Here is a 20,352-nt window from a genome sequence, read left to right as displayed (position 1 = left end):
TACGGATTCTTGCATGGAATCAATGTCGTGTATCCAGTTTTGAGCGAACAAGCTCAAGCAAAAAATAGTCCAGTGATGATGGCAAAGAGGCCACACCCGTTCCCATCCCGAACACGGCAGTTAAGCTCTTTTGCGCCGATGGTAGTTGGGGGTCTCCCCCTGTGAGAGTAGGACGTCGCTGGGCTATTCTATGTTTATTTTTTGTACCTAATGATTCTTTTACCTTGCTTCCATAGCTCAGCAGGTAGAGTGCTTCCATGGTAAGGAAGAGGTCACCGGTTCGAATCCGGTTGGAAGCTTTTGTTTTCTTTTAGGAGTTTATTAGCAGGAAGTTAAACATATTTATTTTAACCAAGGCCCCTTGGTCAAGCGGTTAAGACACCGCCCTTTCACGGCGGTAACACGGGTTCGAATCCCGTAGGGGTCACCAATTTTTATGGAGGATTAGCTCAGCTGGGAGAGCATCTGCCTTACAAGCAGAGGGTCGGCGGTTCGATCCCGTCATCCTCCACCATTTTTTCGTAAATTCATACGGTGGGGTAGCGAAGTGGCTAAACGCGGCGGACTGTAAATCCGCTCCTTCGGGTTCGGCAGTTCGAATCTGCCCCCCACCACCAGTTTTCTTATATCTAGCAATGGGGTATAGCCAAGCGGTAAGGCAACGGGTTTTGATCCCGTCATGCCCTGGTTCGAATCCAGGTACCCCAGCCATTTTTTACTATGAGCCATTAGCTCAGCTGGTAGAGCATCTGACTTTTAATCAGAGGGTCGAAGGTTCGAATCCTTCATGGCTCATTTTCAAATTCCTTGCGCCTGTTCAGCGCGGGGCCTTAGCTCAGCTGGGAGAGCGCGTCGCTGGCAGTGACGAGGTCAGGGGTTCGAGCCCCCTAGGCTCCATTGTTCCATGTGTATTTGTACTATCCATGTGTAAAAAAGCCGTATCCATTAATTTGGATACGGCTTTTTTTTAGGTTCCGATATATTCCGATTGTGGGCGGAAAATGACGTTATTCTCCTGTTGTTCCAGTGCGTGTGCGGTCCATCCGATAATGCGGGCGATGCTGAAGGTCGGTGTGAACAACCCTGTCGGCATGGCAATCGACCTCATGATGGCCGCTGCATAGAACTCCACATTGGTATAGAGCGCGCGTCCCGGTTTGCGCTCGTTCAGCAGCTCGATGATGCGAGCCTCGGCAGTAGCCGCCAAGTCGAGCCATGGATCTTCTCCTTGCAGATCCAGGCATTTCTTACGGAGGACAACCGATCGGGGGTCTTCTGTCCGGTAGACACGGTGGCCGAATCCCATGATCTTTTCTCCTCGGTCCAGTTTTTCTGAAATCACAGCATCAATGCGGTCTTCAGATTTCATTCGATCGAGCAGGTCAATGACACCGGATGGCGCACCTCCGTGAAGCGGGCCTTTCATGGTGCCGAGGGCTGACGTCACGGCAGATACGAGATCGGACTTGGTGGAGATGGTGACGCGGGCTGCAAAAGTCGAAGCGTTCATGCCATGCTCCATCGTCAATTTCAAATAAGTCTCGAGCGCTTCCGTCTGTGCAGCAGTCGGCTCCTGTCCGTTGATCATCCACAGGTAGTTGGCAGTATGCCCCAAATTAGCTCGCGGCGCAATCGGCTCCTGCCCGTTTTGAAGGCGGTAAAAAAGAGCGGTCATCACCGGCAGTGCGGCTGTCAGTGCAATCGCTTGTTCTGCAGAAGACAAGGCTTGGAATTTGGCATCGGGATAAGCGGATACCAGTGTCCGCATGGCATCCATTAAAGAGGTTTCTTTTGGCAGCAGCTGAGCGATGCGGACAATATGTGCCGGCAATTCCCGGCAGTTGGTCAATTGTTGCTGAAGCTGTTGCAACTGCGGAGCATCGGGCCACTGGCCATGCCAGAGAAAATAAGCAGTTTCTTCGAACGACCTGCCTTCTATAACACTTTCCACCAATTGCCCCCGGTAGCGCAGTTCTCCCCGTTCTCCATCAACAGAGGCAATGGCAGTTTGAACAGCTACTACACCTTTCAATCCTGGCTGAAACATGTGAAATTCCTCCTTTTTCTTTTAGTTTACTCCTCTGATTTGATAAAAAAAAATAAAGATATATAATTGAGACAATTAAGAATAGTAATCGAGATGAGGGATGTCATGGAAGTCCAGTGGTTGAGAACCTTCGTGGATGCTTCAGAAACCTTGAATTTCAGAATGAGCTCGGAACGCTTGATGATGTCCCAGCCAAGTGTCACTGTCCATATCCGGTTGCTGGAAGAAAGTCTGGGCCTTCTTTTGTTCAAACGCAGCCATAACCGGGTGTCGTTGACCGAGGAAGGACGGTATTTTAAGGAAAGAGCGGAAAAAGTCTTGGAACAGCTGGATGACAGCGTTGAAGAACTGCATTCCTTCGCGCAGGGCTACCGCAAAAAATGGACCTTGGCGATTTCCCCTTTGATGGCAGAAACAATTTTGCCTTATGTACTAAAATCCTTTACAGGACAGCACCCCGAAGTCGAACTGGTGATTCGCGTGGAAGAATCCGAACAGATTGAGGCCTTGGTCGAGTCGGAGCAAGTGTCCGCTGGGATTTCTGCAATGCCGCCAATCGGTCGCGGCATTGCGCAGCTTATAGTTTATGATGACCCACTGTTGTTCATCCTGCCGAGAGATGCTTATGATGATGAGACGGGCCCGGCAGTTTCAGTGGAGAAGGCTCTGCGGACGTCGGTATTGTTTACACACCATCATCCGGTTTTCTGGGAAGAGCTGTTAGGAAAGCTGCGTCTGCATGTGCCCGGCATCCGGACCATGAAAGTGACGCAGGCGCATATTGCCAAACGGTTTATACAAGAAGGCTTAGGTGCATCTTTTTTGCCCAAGTCGATGGTGCGGCGCGAGCTGGTTGAAGGTCGCCTGATGGAAGTGCATTTTGACTTGTTCTCTTTGCCTAAAGTCTCTACCTATTTTTTAACCAAGCATATGGGTACGCTGGAACAGGAGTTTATGCAGCGCATCCAATCGGTATATTTTACTTAAAAGGAGAAGATGGAATGATTATTGAATCGGATGGTGTTCGTTTGCGTTTATTGAAGAGGGATGATTTTGAAGCGCTATGGGCTTTGTATACGCCGAAAATATTTGAGCACATGCTCAATAAAGTCGAGGTTTTTGAGGATATGGTGACGTGGCTGGAAGCGGGTCTGAACCAATCGAATGTCCTTATTTTTGCAGTGGAAAACCCGGGAACGGGCGATATTCTGGGAACAACGCGTATATATGCAATTGACGAGACCCATAAAAGCTGTGAAATCGGCGCCACTTTTTACGCGCAGTCGGCTCAGCGGACGCATGTCAATACGGCAGTCAAACGCGCTTTGCTGAGTTATTGTTTTGAAGAGCGCGGCATGATCCGTGTTCAATTTAAAACGGATGCCGAAAATATCCCTTCACAAAAGGCCATTGAACGCATCGGAGCTGTAAAAGAAGGCGTACTGCGCAATGAACGCATCCGCTCGACCGGTAAGCCGAGAGATGCAGTGGTGTATTCCATTATTGATCGGGACTGGCCGAAAGTGAAAAAAGACCTTGCGAAAAAAGTGAATAAATATACCTGATTTTGTAAGGTTGAGCCAATGAGACCTTAGCGGTTACAATGAATCTATCTTGCTAAGGAGGTATAAAATAATGAATAAATTAAATATATCTATTATCGGAGTTCCAATGGACCACGGGCAAAATCGCCGTGGCGTCGACATGGGGCCAAGCGCGATCCGTTATGCTGGAGTGGTAGACCGCATTGAAGACTTGGGCCATACTGTTATGGACGAAGGCGATATCCAGATCGGCAAGGCAGATGGCAGCGTCGATACATCAACGAATCTGCGTAATTTGAAAGCGATTACGGAAGCGACAGAAGCGCTGGGCGATAAAGTATTTGAAGTGGCCGAAGCGGGTAATTTCCCATTGGTATTGGGCGGTGACCACAGCATTGCCATCGGTACACTTTCCGGGATTTCTGAACGCCACGAAAATCTGGGTGTCATCTGGTATGACGCACATGCGGACATGAACACCAGTGATACTTCACCATCCGGCAATATCCACGGCATGCCGCTTGCGGCAAGCTTCGGGCTTGGCCACGAAAAACTGACGAATATCCGCGGCTATTCACCAAAAGTGAAGCCTGAAAATATCGTCATCATCGGTGCGCGCTCAGTTGACCCTGGCGAACGCCAATTGATCAAAGAACTTGGCATCCGTGTCTACAGCATGCACGAAATCGATAAAATGGGCATGAATGCAGTTATCGAAGATGCCATCCATTACTTAAAAGAAGAACGCAATACAGATGCTGTCCACTTGTCATTGGATCTTGACGGCATCGATCCAATCTACACACCGGGCGTCGGCACACCGGTTCCAGGCGGCATCAGCTACCGGGAGAGCCATTTGGCGATGGAAATGCTGTTTGATGCAAACATCATCACTTCTGCTGAGTTTGTGGAAGTCAATCCGATTCTGGATGAGAAAAACCGGACTGCTGACGTAGCTGTGGCATTGATTGGTTCCCTATTCGGCGAAAAATTATTGTAATCAAAGACAGGCGAAAGCCTGTTTTTTTTTATGCCGTTAAATAGGGAACCTCTTCATATTGAAAACGTCACAAAATTAGTTGGATTTATTTGGGTATTGTCTGATACGATAGAATAAGAAAAAATAATTGAAACTTTTAGAGGCAAGGGACGTATATAAAGTACAGCCGCATAGGCGGAGGGAAATGAAATCATGGATGCGTTAGTCAATAAACGAATAGCTAAAGTATTAAAAGGCGATCAGAACGCATTCGCCGAAATCGTGGAGCTTTACCAGCATCAGCTGTATCAGATTTGCTACCGGATGCTTGGCAACAAGCAGGAAGCGGAAGATATTGCTCAGGAAGCTTTTATGCGCGCTTATGTTAACATCCACACGTTTGATCAGAAGCGGAAGTTTTCGACCTGGCTGTACCGCATCGCCACCAATCTGTGCATCGACCGGATCCGGAAGAAAAAGCCGGACTATCACCTCGATGCTGAAGTGCGCGGAACGGAAGGCTTGAACATGTATTCGAAAATTGCCAATGATGATGAGCTTCCGGAAGAAGAGTTGATGCGGATGGAAGTGCAGGAGCGGGTGCAGTACGAAATCAGCCGCTTGCCGGATAAGTACCGTGCCGCAATTGTATTAAAGTATATTGAAGAATTGCCGCTGGCGGAAATCAGTGAAATCCTGGATTTGCCGTTGGGTACGGTGAAAACGCGTATCCACAGAGGGCGAGAAGCTCTTCGCAAGCAATTGAGCAATTTGTAGGAGGCGAGCGCGATGAATGCGTGTCCGGAAAACGTGATTCATCTAATGGACGATTACCTCGATGGGGATATCAGTCCAAGCGATGAAAGACAACTAAGAGAACACCTGGAAAGCTGCAGCGATTGCAGAAAGCTATACCAGGCATTAAGCAAAACTATTGCATTTGTCCAAAGTGCATCACATATGCAGGCACCTTCCGATTTTGTCCAGAAGACCATGGAACGGCTGCCGAAAGAAAAACAGCGGGCAGGTGTCCAGCGGTGGTTCAGAAGACATCCGATGCTTGCAGCTGCCGCATTGTTCTGCGTGTTGATGAGCGCGGCGCTGTTTACGAACTTCAATGATGACCAGCAGTTTTCTTTTACCAAGCAACCGAATCTGGTGGTGGAAGGACAGACTGTGATTGTTCCTGAAGGACAGACAGTGGTCGGTGATTTGACAGTGCGCAATGGCGATCTGCGTGTTGAGGGCGAGCTTCAAGGAGACGTGACGATTGTCAACGGCCAATACATGGCATCGAGCGGTGTCATTACCGGTGAAATTGAAGAAATCGATAAAGCTTTCGAATGGCTGTGGTATACCCTTAAAAACGGTTTTAAAGACGCGGCCGCTATTTTTGATGAAGATGGCAGCCAAACAAAAGAGTAAAACCCATCCTCTCCTAAAGGATGGGTTTTTTCTATGAAGGCAAGCCCAATTCACTTATGATATACTAAATGCATATGCAGATGTAGAAAAGCGAGGGTTGCAGATGCCTTTTTTGGAAAATTTAACAGACCAAACACCATTCGGACTTCTAGGGAATATCATCGATGTTTTATTAGTTTGGTTCGTTATCTATAAATTGATCACCGTCATCAAGGGAACGAAGGCTGTTCAATTGCTGAAAGGGATCTTTGTCATTATTATTGCACGCCTCGTAACACAGGCACTCAACCTGGAAACACTGGGATGGATTATGCAGCAGGTGCTCGAATGGGGCTTCCTGGCCATCATCATCATCTTTCAGCCGGAGCTGCGCCGTGCACTTGAACAGCTCGGCCGCGGCAAGCTATTCTCCAGCAGTACGCTGAATGAGGAGTCTGAACGCAACCGGTTGATCGAAGCAATGTCCAAATCCGTCAGCTATATGGCAAAACGGCGAATCGGGGCATTGATATCGATTGAACGCGAAACGGGTTTGAGCGAATACATTGAGACCGGCATTCCGATGAACTCGGATATTACGTCTGAATTGATGATCAATTTGTTCATCCCGAATACACCGCTGCACGACGGAGCGGTGATTGTCCAAAAAAACCGGATTGCCGCAGCGGCTTGTTATTTGCCGCTGTCTGAAAGTCCGTTCATTTCAAAAGAGCTGGGAACGCGCCATCGTGCCGCTCTCGGCATCAGTGAAGTGACCGACGCGATCACGATTATCGTATCGGAGGAAACAGGCGCCATCAGCCTGACGGCAAATGGCGATTTGCACCGCAATTTGTCACTTGAAGACTTCGAAGTGAAGCTGCGCCGGATCTGGTTCGGAGCAGAACAGCAGGAAGTCGCTCTTTCCTGGTGGAATTGGAGGGGGAAAAAGAATGGATAAAATGATGGACAATCGCTGGTTTTTACGGATTACGGCGCTGCTGTTGGCCCTCCTTTTATTCTTCTCCGTGCAGGCGGAAGATAGCTCCACAGGGACGACGGACAATAGCCGGACCTCGGAAGTGATTGAAGATGTGGAAATTGAGGTATACCATGACAATACCCTGATGGTCAGCGGTGTGCCGAAAACAGCGGATCTTCACTTGAATGGCCCTGTCAGTATCGTCCAGACGGCTCGCCAATTAGAAGATTTTACGTTATTTGTGGATTTGCGCAATTTGCCGATGGGAGAGCATCAAGTCCCGATCCAAACTGAAAATTTATCTGAACAATTAAATGTCCGAGTCGATCCAGCTTTTGTTAATGTGGTGATCGAAGAGCGGGTATCACAGGAATTCCGCGTCGATCCGGAAGTGAATGAACGGATGCTGGCAGAAGGGTTTATTCTGGATAGTGTGGTTGTCGAACCGGAAACCGTCACTGTGACTGGCCCGAAAAGCATGATTGATGCCATCAGCTTTGTCAAAGCAACGGTCTCCGGAGAGCAGGGAGTGAAGGAATCCTTTACCACAGCTGCCCGTGTCCGTGTATTGGCTGAGGATTTGACGAAGCTGGAAGATGCGGAGATCGAACCAGAGGAAGTTGAAGTGGATGTCGAAGTCGTTGAATACAGCAAAGTGGTGCCGGTAAGGCTTGAGCCGACCGGTGAAGCCCGTGCAGGCATCACCATCAACGACTGGAGCACATCCACTGAAGAAGTCCGGATTTTCGGTCCGAAAACAGTGGTGGACGAAATCACCGAATATGTCATCGAAGTCGATGCCGCGAGTGTTACGGCTGAAGACAGCACAGTGGAAATCGAATTGGAAGTTCCTTCAGGCACTTCAACGGTTTCACCAGGGCAAGTCATGGTGGAAGCGGAGACAGTGGTTGATGAGGATGCGTTGATTCCGGAAAGTTCCGAGAATCCCTAAACAACTGACAGTTTAGCGCCATAAAGGCATAAAATAAAAAAAAAGCGAAAGCTTAACTAAAACAATCAGAAGCAACTGATTGAAGGAGCGAATAGTAGAATGGGAAAATATTTTGGAACAGATGGAGTACGGGGAGTCGCCAATAGCGAGCTGACACCTGAACTGGCCTTTAAATTAGGGCGCATTGGCGGATATATCTTAACGAAAAGTGCAAAAGACAAACCGAAAGTGCTGATTGGCCGCGATACACGGATTTCAGGCGAGATGCTGGAAGGCGCTTTGGCTGCCGGACTGCTTTCTGTAGGAGCGGAAGTTATGCGCCTCGGCGTCATCAGTACGCCAGGCGTTTCTTATTTAACACGCGTGATGAGTGCTGAAGCAGGCGTCATGATTTCGGCTTCACACAATCCTGTAGAAGACAACGGCATTAAATTCTTCGGTTCGGATGGCTTTAAACTGTCGGATGCACAGGAAGCGGAAATCGAAGCTTTGCTTGACAGCAATGAAGATAACTTGCCGCGCCCAACTGGAGGCGACCTTGGCAGCATTACGGATTATTTCGAAGGCGGCCAGAAGTACCTTCAGTACCTGAAGCAGACAGTCGATGAAGAATTCGATGGTGTCCATGTAGCATTAGATTGTGCTCATGGTGCGACTTCTACACTGGCGACGCATGTATTTGCGGACCTGGATGCAGACATCACCTCAATGGGAGCTTCACCGAACGGCTTGAACATCAACGCCGGAGTAGGTTCTACACACCCTGAGAAATTAGCGGAGCTGGTTCTTGCCAAAGGCGCGGATATCGGACTGGCATTCGACGGCGACGGCGATCGCCTGATTGCAGTGGATGAAAAAGGCCAAATCGTTGATGGCGATCAAATCATGTACATTTGTGCCAAGCATCTGCATTCAGAGGGACGCTTGAAAAAAGATACAGTGGTTTCGACTGTCATGAGCAATATGGGCTTTTATAAAGCATTGGAAAGCCACGGCATGAAGAGCAACAAAACGGCTGTCGGCGATCGTTATGTAGTGGAAGAAATGAAGAAAAATGACTATAACCTGGGCGGCGAGCAATCTGGCCATATTATTTTCCTGGATTACAATACAACGGGTGACGGCTTATTGACTGGCCTGCAGCTGGTCAATATCATGAAGATCACCGGCAAGAAATTGTCTGAGCTGGCTTCTGAAATGACCATCTTCCCTCAAAAACTTGTGAATATTCGTGTGACGGATAAACATGCCGTAACAGACAACGCCAAAGTGGCAGCTGTTATTGCGGAAGTTGAAACTGAAATGAACGGCAATGGCCGCGTGCTTGTGCGCCCATCCGGTACGGAGCCATTGGTGCGTGTCATGGTGGAAGCAGCTTCTGCGGAAGACTGTGAACGCTATGTAGAGCGCATTGCGGAAGTTGTCCGCAGCGAAATGGGCTTGAGCTAATCGAATACATTAATTTAGAGACCGTAAGCATTTTTGCTTACGGTCTTTTTTATATTGAATCTTGTAACGGGTATTTTGCAAAGCAGTTGCGCTTTTCTGCGTGAAGCATCCCCGAAGCGTCTTATAGAAACGGATTTTTTAAGTTTTTTAGAGGACAAAATATAAAAAAAGGAAGAAATGAAACTTAAAGGAAATTAATGGTTATAAATACCTAAGTAATTATATGCTTTAATTGACGGGATTGTGCGAAGGCTGTATGATGATAGAGTCGGTTTACGACCGCAGAAAAAGGGGGATAGAGCTAAGTGCGAGGAAGAAAATTATAGCGCCTGTACTGAAGAAATCGGACGGACCAGTCATCTTCAGTAGACGAGGAGAAGGAGTATCGAGATTTCGGCGGATCCCTTCCGGCCGTGAAGCCCGGTCGTTATGTCCATTCTTAAAACAATCGAGTGATCGATTGGACAACAAGATGGACGGGCTCAAGCAGAAGTGTTTAGGAAACAGACAAACACTCATTTTGATTTTAGAAAACGGAGGAATTAGACTATGTGTGGAATTGTTGGGTATATTGGAGAAAACGACTCGAAAGAAATTTTATTGAAAGGCTTGGAGCGCTTGGAATACCGCGGTTATGATTCAGCAGGAATTGCTGTACGCAACGGCAAAGGCGTAACGGTCTTTAAGGAAAAAGGGCGCATTGTGGATTTGCGCGGCGTTGTGGAAGAAGACGTAATGGGCACTACAGGAATCGGGCATACACGCTGGGCGACTCATGGCAAGCCGAACCGCGCCAACGCTCACCCGCACCAGAATACATCTGACCGCTTCACGATCGTCCATAACGGCGTGATTGAAAACTATCACCACATCCAACGCGATTACTTGGCTGGCGTGGTAATGGAGTCAGATACAGATACAGAAATCATCGTACAGTTGATCGGCAAATTTGTTGAAGAAGGCCAGACAACACAGGATGCTTTCAGCAAAGCCCTTACTTTACTGAAGGGTTCATACGCGATTGCATTATTGGACGCGGAAGAAGAGGAAACGATTTTCGTGGCGAAAAACAAAAGCCCGTTGCTTGTAGGACTTGGCGAAGATTTCAATGTTATTGCATCTGATGCAATGGCGATGCTTCAATTGACAGACCAGTTTGTTGAATTGATGGATAAGGAAATCGTCATTGTCCGCAAAGACAGTGTGGAAATTTTGACATTGGAAGGCGAAACCGTAAGCCGTCTGCCATTCACTGCAGAAATCGACATGAGCGACATCGAAAAAGGAACGTACCCTCATTATATGCTGAAGGAAATTGACGAGCAGCCAGCGGTTGTCCGTAAAATTATTCAAGCATATCAGGATGAAAATGATAAATTGACCATCAATCCGGAAATCCTGGAAGCGATGCAGGCTGCTGACCGCATCCATATCATCGCGGCAGGAACGAGCTATCATGCAGGATTGATCGGCAAGGAATACATCGAGAAATTAGCGGGTATCCCGGTTGAAGTGCATGTTTCAAGCGAATTCGGCTACAACATGCCCCTGCTGTCTGAAAAACCGTTGTTCATCTTTATTTCCCAATCAGGGGAAACAGCGGACAGCCGCCAGGTATTGGTGAAGATCAAAGAGATGGGCCATGCTTCATTGACCATCACGAACGTTGCGGGATCTACTTTGTCACGTGAGTCTGACCATACCTTATTGTTGTATGCAGGCCCTGAAATCGCGGTTGCTTCGACAAAAGCCTACACAGCGCAATTGGCTGTGTTGTCGATCTTGGGTGCAGTAACAGCGGAAGCGCGCGGCATCGATATTGGTTTTGATTTGGTGCAGGAGCTGGGAATCGTTGCGAATGCCATTCAGGCACAAGTCGATTCTAAAGAAGAAATGGAAAAGATTGCTGCAGACTACCTGTCTACAACACGCAATTGTTTCTTTATCGGCCGCGTTATGGATTATTTCGTCGGACTGGAAGGCTCGTTGAAATTGAAAGAAATTTCATACATCCAGGCAGAAGGCTTTGCCGGAGGCGAGTTGAAGCACGGAACGATTGCTTTGATTGAAGAAGGCACACCGGTTATCGCACTTGCGACACAAGAAGCGGTTAATTTGAACATCCGCGGAAACGTTAAAGAAGTTGCGGCACGCGGCGCGCACACTTGCATCATTTCAATGGAAGGCTTGCAGGAAGAAGGCGACAGCCTGGTGCTTCCGAAAGTCAACGAATTGCTGTCACCGCTTGTGTCGGTCATCCCGATGCAGTTGATCAGCTATTACGCAGCGCTTCACCGCGACTGCGACGTGGACAAGCCGCGCAACCTTGCGAAATCTGTAACAGTAGAATAATAAAGTCAGCTTTTGGCTGAACAGCTTCACCCCTTTGGATTTAAATTCCGAAGGGGTTTTTTTCTTTTTTAACAGGATAAAAAGAAGAAAATGAATGAAAGAAAGGTTGGAGGAGCGGCAATAAATTTGCGCTTCATATTCCAAAAACATGCGCAAATAATTTTTTTCAATATAATTAATAGGGGATGTGGAAGGAGAATTCTATGAATTATTAATCCCTATTCTTTTAGAAAATGGACAAACAAACGCTTTGGATTTTCCATCTTGTCCTGTGCCAAATGGTATACTTAATGCAACATAAAGAAAAAGGTGTGAATTGAATGTCTTCGTTTAATGACTTTTCCCGATACATAAGTGAAAACGCTGAATCCTTATCAGCGGAAGTGGTTGAATCAGTTGTACAGGAGATGAACCTGGATATTCCCGACTGGGAAAAACAACAGGCCGCCAGCATGTACGTGGAACTTCTCGGTTTTTTCGGGCAGTCTCTTCCGGAAGCCGAGCGCATTGACGTGCCGGATTCATTGATCGAGTGGAGCAAAAAGAATGCCGAAATGCAGGTGGCTTCGGGCGGCAAGATTTCGGAGATCGTCGTTCGGTATCCGCCGACGCGCCAGGTGTTTTCAGAGATTTTTACACGGCTCAGCCTGCAGTTCGGTTTGAGCGTTGTGGAAAACGCCAAAGCGACCAGAGGCATCGACGCCATACTGGATGTCAGTTTAACTGAAACCTTCTACGCTTTTGAGCGGCTGTCGGAGCGCTATCAGGCAGAAACCCAGATGGAGCTGCTCAATCTGTCAGCGCCGATCGTGCCGGTTCTTGATGATGTTGTGGTGCTGCCTTTGATCGGCGTCATCGACAGCTACCGGATTGCCCATATCATGAACAATGTCATTCCGAGAATCGCGGAAATGAATGTTAATCATGTCATCACGGATTTTTCGGGTGTCCTGACCATCGACGCCCATATTGCGCAGTCTCTCCAGCAGATCGGCGGCACCCTTCAATTGATGGGCATCCACGTGGTCATCGCCGGATTGCGCCCAGACCTTGTCCAGACCATCGTCTACAGCGGAATCGATATGCTGGAGACGGATGCCTATGCGACGGTGAAGCAGGCGCTGGAAAGCGTAAGCTAGCTTAAAGATCATGATGTAGAATAGAACTGAAAAAATCACTCCTGCAGGTTAATTTGCAAGGGTGATTTTTTGTTCGAAACGGTAAAGTTTTGGGGAGGATGAAGTGCAACCATCAAACTTAATGGTTTATTGAAATAGTGAAAACTGAGAAAAGAAATTGATTGCATGAAATCTTACAGGGCTCCAGATTAAGAGCTAATTGAACAGAAGCTAAGGCAATGGATATTCTGAAAGAAACTGATATTGCCTGAGGAAAAATTCTGCGTTACACTGGTGGCAATAAAGACCGTCAGCTTGTCTATTCCCATTCAGAAAGGATGATCTAGATGACGACTTCAACTGTCGTGTTATCCATGGCGCGCCGTTTCGATGCCAGCGACAAAGCAGTGTACGAAGCCTGGACCAACCCGGAACTGATGAAAAAATGGCTGTTCACGACTGAAGCCACCAACCAAGTAACAAGAAATTCCCTGCGCGCAGGCGGCAGCTGGGAAATCGTCGACCGCCGGGAAGGCACCGATTACCGCGCGATCGGTGAATACCTGGAATTGAAGCCGCCGCATAAGCTGATGTTCAGCTTCCAGATGCCGCAGTTCAACGACGCTGAAGACCGCGTCACAGTATGGATTTCCATGGTGCAGAACGCTTGCGAAATGGCGTTTGTCCAGGAAATCACAGTGCCGCATGAAGAAGGCTGGACAGCAGAAGACATCAAAAAGGCCGGCGAAGAATACAGCAGCCAAAGCAAAGAAGGCTGGAGCAGGATGTTTGAGAACTTGAAGCAGCTGCTTGAAACAGCCTAACCGAAAAACCCGCAATCTCCCGTAAAGCGGAGGGATTGCGGGTTTTTTAGTAGATTGATGTAATAAAAAATAAAGTATATGGATAATATTGCATAACGATAAAGTAAAGGATATGATCGACAAGAAACAATAAAACTAGTATAAAATAAATCATTTTTGATTATTATAGCTATCGGAGGAAATCCATGACACAATTAACGGATTTGGAATTCAAGGTTCAGGAACTGGTGGCCTTGCTGGAAGCATCAAAGCAATTGAATTCTAATTTAGAAATGGAAGAAGTTCTTGAAAGCATCCTGCTGCAGATGGTGCAGGTCGTCGGTGCGGAAGCGGGGACCTTGTGGGTGCTGAACAAAGAGCAGCAAAAGATCAAGGCCTCAGCGGCGTACGGGCCTTCTGCGTCCGATATCCTCAACATCAAGCTGGAACTGGGTGAAGGCATTGTCGGCAAAGTGATCGAAACGGGCGAGGCCCAGCTCATCGAAAACGTAGCGGTGAATCCTGACTGGGCCCATCGCGTGGACCATTCCAGCGGTTTTGTGACGGAGTCGATGATCACGGTTCCCTTGGCGGTCAAAGGCAAGGTGCTGGGTGCTTTGCAGCTGCTCAATAAAAAAGACATCGCGTTTTTCTCCGAACAGGACATCAGCCTGGCAGTGGCACTCGCCAATCAATCCGCACTGGCGCTCCACAACAGCCAGATGTACGACGAACTGCAGCGCATGCTGCTGAGCATGATCCGCACGCTGGCGAAGGTGCTGGACGCGCGTGACCCTTATACGGCAGGACATTCGGAGCGGGTGGCGAAATATTCGCTGTGGATCGCCCAAAAGCTCGGCTTTGATGCACATCGCTGTGAAGAATTGTACAAAGCGGCTTTATTGCACGATATCGGGAAAATCGCCGTAGCGGATGACATCCTCCGAAAGCCTGGACGATTGACGGGGGAAGAATACGCAGCCATCAAGCAGCATACCGTCATCGGAGCAGACATCCTATCCAATATGGAACCGAAAGACGCCATGGTACACGCGATTGAAACTGCGCTGTCCCATCATGAACGGCTTGACGGCACCGGCTATCCGCATGGCTTGGCTGGGGACGACATCCCCTTATTCGCGCGGATCGTCGGCGTAGCGGATGCGTTTGACGCCATGACCACGGCACGTTCCTACAGCAAAGGCCTGTCGTTCCGTTTGGGAGCGGAAGAACTGATCCGCTGCCGGGACACCCTATTCGATGGCCAGGTAGTGGATGCCTTCGCTGGAATTCTGGCGGGCTGCGACTACAGATTGGAGATATACGAAGAGCAACACGGGAGAGGCTACCGGCTATGAGCCAGTTTGACGTATTATTGATCGGCCACCTGATCGGAGATTTCCTGCTGCAGACAGGCTGGATGGCCAAACACAAAGCCACTAAATGGCTGCCGTTATTGACGCATGTCTCTATTTATACAGCCGTCATCGCGGTGTTCGGCATCCTCTCAGGCGGACTGTCCCTGCCTGCTCTGGCAATCGTTTTCGTCGGCCACATCATCCTGGACCGGAAAGGCTTTGTGCTGTTTTGGGTCCATCGGGTCCAGACGGCTAAAGGACCGGAAAAGGTCTGGCTGTCCATCGTGGCGGACCAGATTTTCCATCTCATTTTGCTTGCCATTGCCATCGTGATTTCTTAGGAGTGAACAACATGAAGCCCAAAAATTATGTGCTTGAAAAAGAATATGCGGTAGACCGGAAAACCGCTTGGCAGCTTTTGGCGGACAATAACCGCATGAACCTGTATATCGGCCTGTTCCCTGTCAGCTTCAGCCCGGCAAAGCGGGACGGAAGGGAAGTGTTTTACCGGGAAGCCCATGCCAAAGTGCTGGGGCTCGTCCCCATCTCTTGGCAAGAGTTTCCGTTCCAGTGGCAGGAAAATGACAGCTACACGGTCGAACGCCGTTACCTGACAGGTCCGCTCAAACGGTACACATTGAAAGTCGAACTGTTCGACAACGTGGAAAATGGAACCCGGGTCAAACTGACGGCTGACTTTGTGCCGCTCAATCCTTTAGGCTATGGGGCCATTTGGGCAACCGGCCTGCCGGCTGTCAAAAAAATCATGCGTTATTTGGATGATTACTTGGAATCCGGGGTAACCGATGTATTCGAAGCACCGCAAAAACCGGTCACGGTCAAAGTCAATCTGCTCGAACTCGACCGGATGTCGGCTCTGCTTGCCAAGTCGCCTATTGCCGGCAGCTACGTAGAACGGCTGCATCAGTATTTGGTCGGCAAAGGCGACCACGACGTCGCGCACATCGAACCAATTCAGCTGGCGAAACTGTGGAACGCGGATTTGGACGACACCTTGCGCGTCTTGCTGTATGCCACAAAAGCGGGCTTGCTGAACCTGAGCTGGAACGTCATCTGCCCGAACTGCCGGGTTTCGAAAGTCGAGCACAGCTCACTGTCACAGCTCGAGCAGCAGTTTCACTGCGACCTGTGCGGCGTCAATTACGACGCCAACTTCGATCAGTATGTCGAACTGAACTTCTCGGTCCATCCGGCTGTGCGTGAGGCTTACGCCGAAGTGTATTGCATCGGCGGCCCGATGATCACGCCGCATGTCAAAGCCCAACAAGTCATCGAAAAAGGCAAGACCACGCATTTTGCGATTCCTGAGAGCGGCGATGCGCTGCGTTTTCGTGTGCTGCAAGCCAATCACCGAGTGGCGATAGATAAAAATGCGGAAACGGGTTCGTTGGTTTATAGCGATGGAGGCTGGTCACGGGATTCCGTCTCCGGCTCGGGTAGCGTGGCCATCACGAATTCCAGTTCGGCCGACATCGTGGTCGCTTTGGAACATGCCGACTGGAACAAACAAGCCGTGACAGCCGCTAAAGTAACGGCGATGCAGGAATTCAGGGACCTGTTTTCTTCTGAAGTGCTGGCGCCTGGACAGAAAATCGGCATCGATCACGTGACGATCCTGTTTACGGATTTAAAAGGCTCGACTTTATTGTACGAAACGATCGGCGACTCCAGTGCTTACGGCCAGGTGCGCAATCATTTCGAATTCCTGACCGGGCACATCACCCGGAATTCCGGCAGCGTCGTGAAAACCATCGGCGACGCCGTCATGGCCGTCTTCCATAAACCGGAGGACGGGTTGAAAGCCGCCTTGGCCATCCAGAAAAACCTGGCAGCGTTCAATCGGACGGCGAATAGAGACTTGGTGCTGCGCCTCGGCTTGTACAGCGGAGCGGCCATCGCCGTCAATTCCAACGACCGGCTGGATTATTTCGGCCGGACCGTCAACATCGCTGCGCGCATCCAAGGGCAGGGCAACGGCAATGACGTCGTCATCAGCCGGGAGGTCCTGGCGCAGCCGATGTCAGCGGAAGTGCTGGCGAGCGCTGACGTGGAGCTGGAAGAGTTCTCAGCCCTCCTGAAAGGGATCGACGGCGCTGTGGAGCTGGTGCGGATCTGTTTGAGAGAAGAGTTAGGGATTGAAGAGCAGGCAGGTTGAACGGCTTCCAATAGATGGACCGGATTAAAAATTGATTGTTAATAAATGCCTGTTGAGATATGTTTATCTTAAGAGGCATTTTTTTGTTAAGGAAAGGGAGTTGGGCATGAAGGTTCAAACAGAACAATTCGGTGAAGTGGAACTGGCAGAAGAACGTGTCATCACGTTTGATAGAGGGATTCCGGGATTTGAGGAATATAAGAAATATGTATTGCTGCCGGCAGATGCAGAAGGCGAATCGCCATTCTTTTTTCTGCAGTCAGTGGAAGCGGTGGAAGTCAGTTTCTTCCTGGTCGATCCGTTTACGTTTTTCAAGGATTATGACATCAAGCTGGAAGAGCAGATGGTGGAGCGGCTGCAGCTGGAAGATCCGGCAGATGCCATCGTGCTGACGACGGTTTCTGTCAAAGGCGACATCAGCGGAGCGACGACGAACTTGAAAGCGCCGCTGGTCATCAACAATCGGAAACAAACGGGCATGCAAATTGTCTTGAACAATAAAGACTACGAGATCAAGCAGGCTTTATTCCAGAGCGGCGAACCCGCTGCAAGGCAGGTGTAGAGAATGTTAGTGCTGGGACGTAAAAAAGGCGAAACAATTATCATCAACGACGACATTGAAATTACGGTGACTTCTATAGAAGGCGACATGGTGCGGATCGGCATCAACGCGCCGAAGCAAGTGACCATCCACCGGAAAGAAGTGTACCTGGAAATCCAGGAAGAGAATAAGCAAGCGACATCGAATGTCATAAATTTGAGTGATTTTTTGAGTATGAAGAAGAAATAGAGCGGGAAGCCTGCAGATGTTGCAGGTTTTTTCTATGTCTATCGCGCCACGTTGGCAGACTCAATTGTTCCTTAAATTGTGGCTGCCGCGGGGGCGCAAAAAATATTCTAAAATCTTTTTCGAAAAACACTAAACATTTGTGAAACCCCTCCGATATAACTACTGTAAGGCAGTTCAAAAGGATTTGAGCGCTTACAAAAAACAAAAAAACATTACACGGAGGTAATACACAATGATTATCAATCACAACATCACAGCTTTAAACACTCATCGCCAAATGGGCTCGGCTCAAAACGCACAAGCGAGCAGTATGGAGAAACTGTCTTCAGGACTTCGCATCAATAGCGCTTCTGATGATGCAGCTGGACTTTCGATCTCTGAAAAAATGCGCGGACAGATTCGCGGGTTAGAGCAGGGATCTCGTAACGCTCAAGATGCAATTTCAATGATTCAAACTGCAGAAGGTGCTTTGAGCGAAACACAAGACATCCTTCAACGTATGCGTGAATTGGCTGTTCAATCTGCCAATGATACAAACACTACGACTGATCGTGGTGAAATTCAAAAAGAAGTTGATCAATTAGCTGAAGAAATTACACGTATTTCTAACACCACTGAGTTCAATAATAAATCACTTCTAAATGGTGCAGTTAAAGAAGGGAATTTAGGGAAAACTACCTTCCAAATTGGAGCTAACTCTGGTCAAAATTTAGGTTTAGAAATTAGTGCAATGGATGCTTTTTCTTTAGGGGTTGGTAGAAATGTTACTACTTCTAAAGTGCAAGCTGGAGCTACTGATGTAACTAGTTCTTCTTTGAATCCTACAAAAGGTTCTGGTGTCTTAAATGGCTCGACTTTAGAACTAACTGCTGATGCTACTGCTGTTAATGCAACAGAAACAACTACTAAATTGCAAACAGTTAACGATACCTCGAAATACAATGGTTACACTGTAACTGTAGCAAGTTCTGCAGCATTAGCAAATAGTTTCCAAGTTGATAATGACGCTAAAACAATTTCGATTTCATTGGATTCTGCTACTACTGGTGCAACTGCTGCTGCAGCTAATAGTTATATTCAGGGGCAAACTGGTGGTGCGGATTTTGAATTTGGTGACGTTCCGGCAGTGGGCACTGGTACTCTTGCAGGAGGACTTGCAGCAGATGAGACGAAACTTTCACTAACTGATGGAACATTAACAGAAGAAGTCATTGTTAAAAATAACGCTTCTAATGTCTCTTTCACAGATTCTGCGAAATTTGCAGGAGTAACTTTAACATTAGATGGATCCGTTAATGGTAGTACTGCAGCTTCAATCGCAATTTCTACAACAGCTGCAGGAGCAGCGACATTTTCAAATAATGCAAAAACAGCTGATGCAGTTTCCGCAGGAGGAATTGATGTTTCATCTCAATCAGCAGCGGATACAGCAATAACTTTCATTAATAATGCAATCGAAAATGTATCATCGCAACGAACTAAATTAGGATCTGTACAAAATCGTCTTGATCATACAATTAATAATTTAAACACTTCTGCCGAAAACTTAACAGCAGCGGAATCACGTATTAGAGATGTCGATATGGCGAAAGAAATGATGGAACAAACGAAGAACTCGATTCTTGCACAAGCATCACAAGCAATGTTGGCTCAATCCAATCAAATGACTCAATCAGTTTTACAACTGTTGAGATAATTGATTTTAGGGCGTCTAACCGGGTAACGGGTTAGAGTATAACTGGGTGAATTGCTGGAACTTCCTAAAGCCCCATCAACCACAACGTAACTGGAAACGGTAAGCGTGACGGTCTGAAAATGATGAGGATGGAACAATGGATAATCAGCAGCCAAGCTCCTGTGAGGAAACTCTGGGGAAGGTTCAACGACTAGGATAGACCGTCTAAGGCACAAGCTATGGCGATGAAATCCGTAGGGCGGCAAGCGCCGTTCGAAGTGCCCAGCTCCTCAAAAATGAGGGTGAAGATATAGTCTATTCTATGATCGAAAGACATAGCGGCAAAGCAAGCCAACCAAGCACCGCAGCAAGTACTTCAATTGCTACGTTAATCTTAAAAATGAGAGGGAGCCTAATTTTAGGCTCCTTTTTTTATAAGGGGGCAATCCAATGGATATCGCTGCGTTATCAATGGCCTTAAGCCAGATGAACGTCCGGACAGAAGCGAATGTATCGATTATGAAAAAGACGATAGACCAAGCAGAAACAAATGGCCAGGATGTTGTAAAGATGCTGGAGCAATCTGTTCAGCCTCACATCGGCGGTCGCTTGGATATTAAAGGATAGAGGAGTAAGAAAGTTTGTGACTGTAAAAGGTCATAGACTTTCTTTATTTTTATTGTAAAAATATTTTATTCCCTCCCACAATTATCCTATTCTTTT

Annotated in this window: 19 protein-coding genes, 7 tRNA genes and 1 rRNA gene; 26 read left to right on the top strand and 1 reads right to left on the bottom strand. The window is 48.0% G+C overall.

The window, feature by feature from the left end:
• Nucleotides 1–68 precede the first annotated feature (68 nt).
• The 8 genes from rrf to AC1MEO_RS12535 all read left to right on the top strand — a co-directional run bounded on the left by rrf (nucleotide 69) and on the right by AC1MEO_RS12535 (nucleotide 897).
• Nucleotides 69–184: ribosomal RNA gene (gene rrf / locus AC1MEO_RS12570) — 5S ribosomal RNA — on the top strand.
• 42 nt (nucleotides 185–226) lie between these two features.
• Nucleotides 227–299: transfer RNA gene (locus AC1MEO_RS12565), tRNA-Thr, on the top strand.
• Nucleotides 300–355: 56 nt separating this feature from the next.
• A tRNA-Glu gene (locus AC1MEO_RS12560) sits at nucleotides 356–430 on the top strand.
• An 8-nt stretch (nucleotides 431–438) separates the two neighbouring features.
• Nucleotides 439–514: transfer RNA gene (locus AC1MEO_RS12555), tRNA-Val, on the top strand.
• 19 nt (nucleotides 515–533) lie between these two features.
• A tRNA-Tyr gene (locus AC1MEO_RS12550) sits at nucleotides 534–617 on the top strand.
• A gap of 19 nt (nucleotides 618–636) precedes the next feature.
• Nucleotides 637–711 (top strand) — tRNA-Gln (locus tag AC1MEO_RS12545).
• A gap of 11 nt (nucleotides 712–722) precedes the next feature.
• A tRNA-Lys gene (locus AC1MEO_RS12540) sits at nucleotides 723–795 on the top strand.
• Nucleotides 796–824: 29 nt separating this feature from the next.
• Nucleotides 825–897: transfer RNA gene (locus AC1MEO_RS12535), tRNA-Ala, on the top strand.
• Between the two features lie 70 nt (nucleotides 898–967).
• Here AC1MEO_RS12535 and AC1MEO_RS12530 read toward each other — a convergent pair.
• Nucleotides 968–2,047: a citrate synthase/methylcitrate synthase gene (locus AC1MEO_RS12530; RefSeq protein ID WP_480330924.1), complete on the bottom strand. Its 1,080-nt coding sequence runs from the start codon at nucleotides 2,045–2,047 to the stop codon at nucleotides 968–970.
• Nucleotides 2,048–2,152: 105 nt separating this feature from the next.
• Between AC1MEO_RS12530 and AC1MEO_RS12525 the strand changes: the two genes are divergently transcribed.
• The 18 genes from AC1MEO_RS12525 (at nucleotide 2,153) to AC1MEO_RS12440 (ending at nucleotide 20,256) form a co-directional block, all read left to right on the top strand.
• On the top strand, nucleotides 2,153–3,034 hold the full coding sequence (locus AC1MEO_RS12525; RefSeq protein WP_480330922.1) for a LysR family transcriptional regulator: 882 nt from the start codon (nucleotides 2,153–2,155) through the stop codon (nucleotides 3,032–3,034).
• A 14-nt stretch (nucleotides 3,035–3,048) separates the two neighbouring features.
• Complete coding sequence (locus AC1MEO_RS12520) at nucleotides 3,049–3,612, top strand: GNAT family N-acetyltransferase (RefSeq protein WP_480330920.1); 564 nt, start codon at nucleotides 3,049–3,051, stop codon at nucleotides 3,610–3,612.
• Between the two features lie 70 nt (nucleotides 3,613–3,682).
• Nucleotides 3,683–4,591: an arginase gene (gene rocF / locus AC1MEO_RS12515; protein ID WP_480330918.1), complete on the top strand. Its 909-nt coding sequence runs from the start codon at nucleotides 3,683–3,685 to the stop codon at nucleotides 4,589–4,591.
• Between the two features lie 192 nt (nucleotides 4,592–4,783).
• Nucleotides 4,784–5,347, top strand: a complete 564-nt coding sequence (sigW, locus tag AC1MEO_RS12510; RefSeq protein WP_215101094.1) for an RNA polymerase sigma factor SigW — start codon at nucleotides 4,784–4,786, stop codon at nucleotides 5,345–5,347.
• Nucleotides 5,348–5,359: 12 nt separating this feature from the next.
• Nucleotides 5,360–5,995, top strand: coding sequence for a zf-HC2 domain-containing protein (locus tag AC1MEO_RS12505; RefSeq protein ID WP_480330916.1), 636 nt, complete (start codon nucleotides 5,360–5,362; stop codon nucleotides 5,993–5,995).
• A gap of 103 nt (nucleotides 5,996–6,098) precedes the next feature.
• Nucleotides 6,099–6,935: a diadenylate cyclase CdaA gene (gene cdaA / locus AC1MEO_RS12500; protein WP_480330914.1), complete on the top strand. Its 837-nt coding sequence runs from the start codon at nucleotides 6,099–6,101 to the stop codon at nucleotides 6,933–6,935.
• The gene (locus AC1MEO_RS12495; RefSeq protein ID WP_480330912.1) at nucleotides 6,928–7,908 is read left to right on the top strand and encodes a CdaR family protein; all 981 of its coding nucleotides are present in this window, start codon (nucleotides 6,928–6,930) and stop codon (nucleotides 7,906–7,908) included. Before cdaA ends, AC1MEO_RS12495 begins: the two co-directional genes overlap by 8 nt.
• Nucleotides 7,909–8,007: 99 nt before the next feature.
• Nucleotides 8,008–9,357, top strand: a complete 1,350-nt coding sequence (gene glmM / locus AC1MEO_RS12490) for a phosphoglucosamine mutase (RefSeq protein ID WP_480330910.1) — start codon at nucleotides 8,008–8,010, stop codon at nucleotides 9,355–9,357.
• Nucleotides 9,358–9,906: 549 nt separating this feature from the next.
• Nucleotides 9,907–11,709, top strand: a complete 1,803-nt coding sequence (glmS, locus tag AC1MEO_RS12485) for a glutamine--fructose-6-phosphate transaminase (isomerizing) (RefSeq protein WP_480330908.1) — start codon at nucleotides 9,907–9,909, stop codon at nucleotides 11,707–11,709.
• A 320-nt stretch (nucleotides 11,710–12,029) separates the two neighbouring features.
• On the top strand, nucleotides 12,030–12,848 hold the full coding sequence (locus AC1MEO_RS12480) for an STAS domain-containing protein (protein WP_480330906.1): 819 nt from the start codon (nucleotides 12,030–12,032) through the stop codon (nucleotides 12,846–12,848).
• 326 nt (nucleotides 12,849–13,174) lie between these two features.
• On the top strand, nucleotides 13,175–13,651 hold the full coding sequence (locus AC1MEO_RS12475) for an SRPBCC family protein (RefSeq protein WP_480330904.1): 477 nt from the start codon (nucleotides 13,175–13,177) through the stop codon (nucleotides 13,649–13,651).
• A 185-nt stretch (nucleotides 13,652–13,836) separates the two neighbouring features.
• On the top strand, nucleotides 13,837–14,988 hold the full coding sequence (locus AC1MEO_RS12470; protein ID WP_480330902.1) for an HD-GYP domain-containing protein: 1,152 nt from the start codon (nucleotides 13,837–13,839) through the stop codon (nucleotides 14,986–14,988).
• Nucleotides 14,985–15,329 (top strand): DUF3307 domain-containing protein, encoded by a 345-nt coding sequence (locus tag AC1MEO_RS12465; protein ID WP_480330900.1) that lies wholly within the window; start codon nucleotides 14,985–14,987, stop codon nucleotides 15,327–15,329. Before AC1MEO_RS12470 ends, AC1MEO_RS12465 begins: the two co-directional genes overlap by 4 nt.
• A gap of 11 nt (nucleotides 15,330–15,340) precedes the next feature.
• Complete coding sequence (locus AC1MEO_RS12460; RefSeq protein ID WP_480330898.1) at nucleotides 15,341–17,164, top strand: adenylate/guanylate cyclase domain-containing protein; 1,824 nt, start codon at nucleotides 15,341–15,343, stop codon at nucleotides 17,162–17,164.
• A gap of 106 nt (nucleotides 17,165–17,270) precedes the next feature.
• Nucleotides 17,271–17,726, top strand: a complete 456-nt coding sequence (fliW, locus tag AC1MEO_RS12455; protein WP_480330897.1) for a flagellar assembly protein FliW — start codon at nucleotides 17,271–17,273, stop codon at nucleotides 17,724–17,726.
• 3 nt (nucleotides 17,727–17,729) lie between these two features.
• A complete protein-coding gene (gene csrA, locus AC1MEO_RS12450) occupies nucleotides 17,730–17,954 on the top strand; it encodes a carbon storage regulator CsrA (protein WP_480330895.1) in 225 nt (74 codons plus the stop codon).
• A 232-nt stretch (nucleotides 17,955–18,186) separates the two neighbouring features.
• A complete protein-coding gene (locus AC1MEO_RS12445; RefSeq protein WP_480330893.1) occupies nucleotides 18,187–19,650 on the top strand; it encodes a flagellin N-terminal helical domain-containing protein in 1,464 nt (487 codons plus the stop codon).
• Between the two features lie 429 nt (nucleotides 19,651–20,079).
• Nucleotides 20,080–20,256: a YjfB family protein gene (locus tag AC1MEO_RS12440; protein ID WP_480330891.1), complete on the top strand. Its 177-nt coding sequence runs from the start codon at nucleotides 20,080–20,082 to the stop codon at nucleotides 20,254–20,256.
• Nucleotides 20,257–20,352 lie beyond the last annotated feature (96 nt).

This window comes from Planococcus sp. BI3, assembly GCF_056680115.1.
This window is presented reverse-complemented; position numbering and strand designations above follow the sequence as displayed.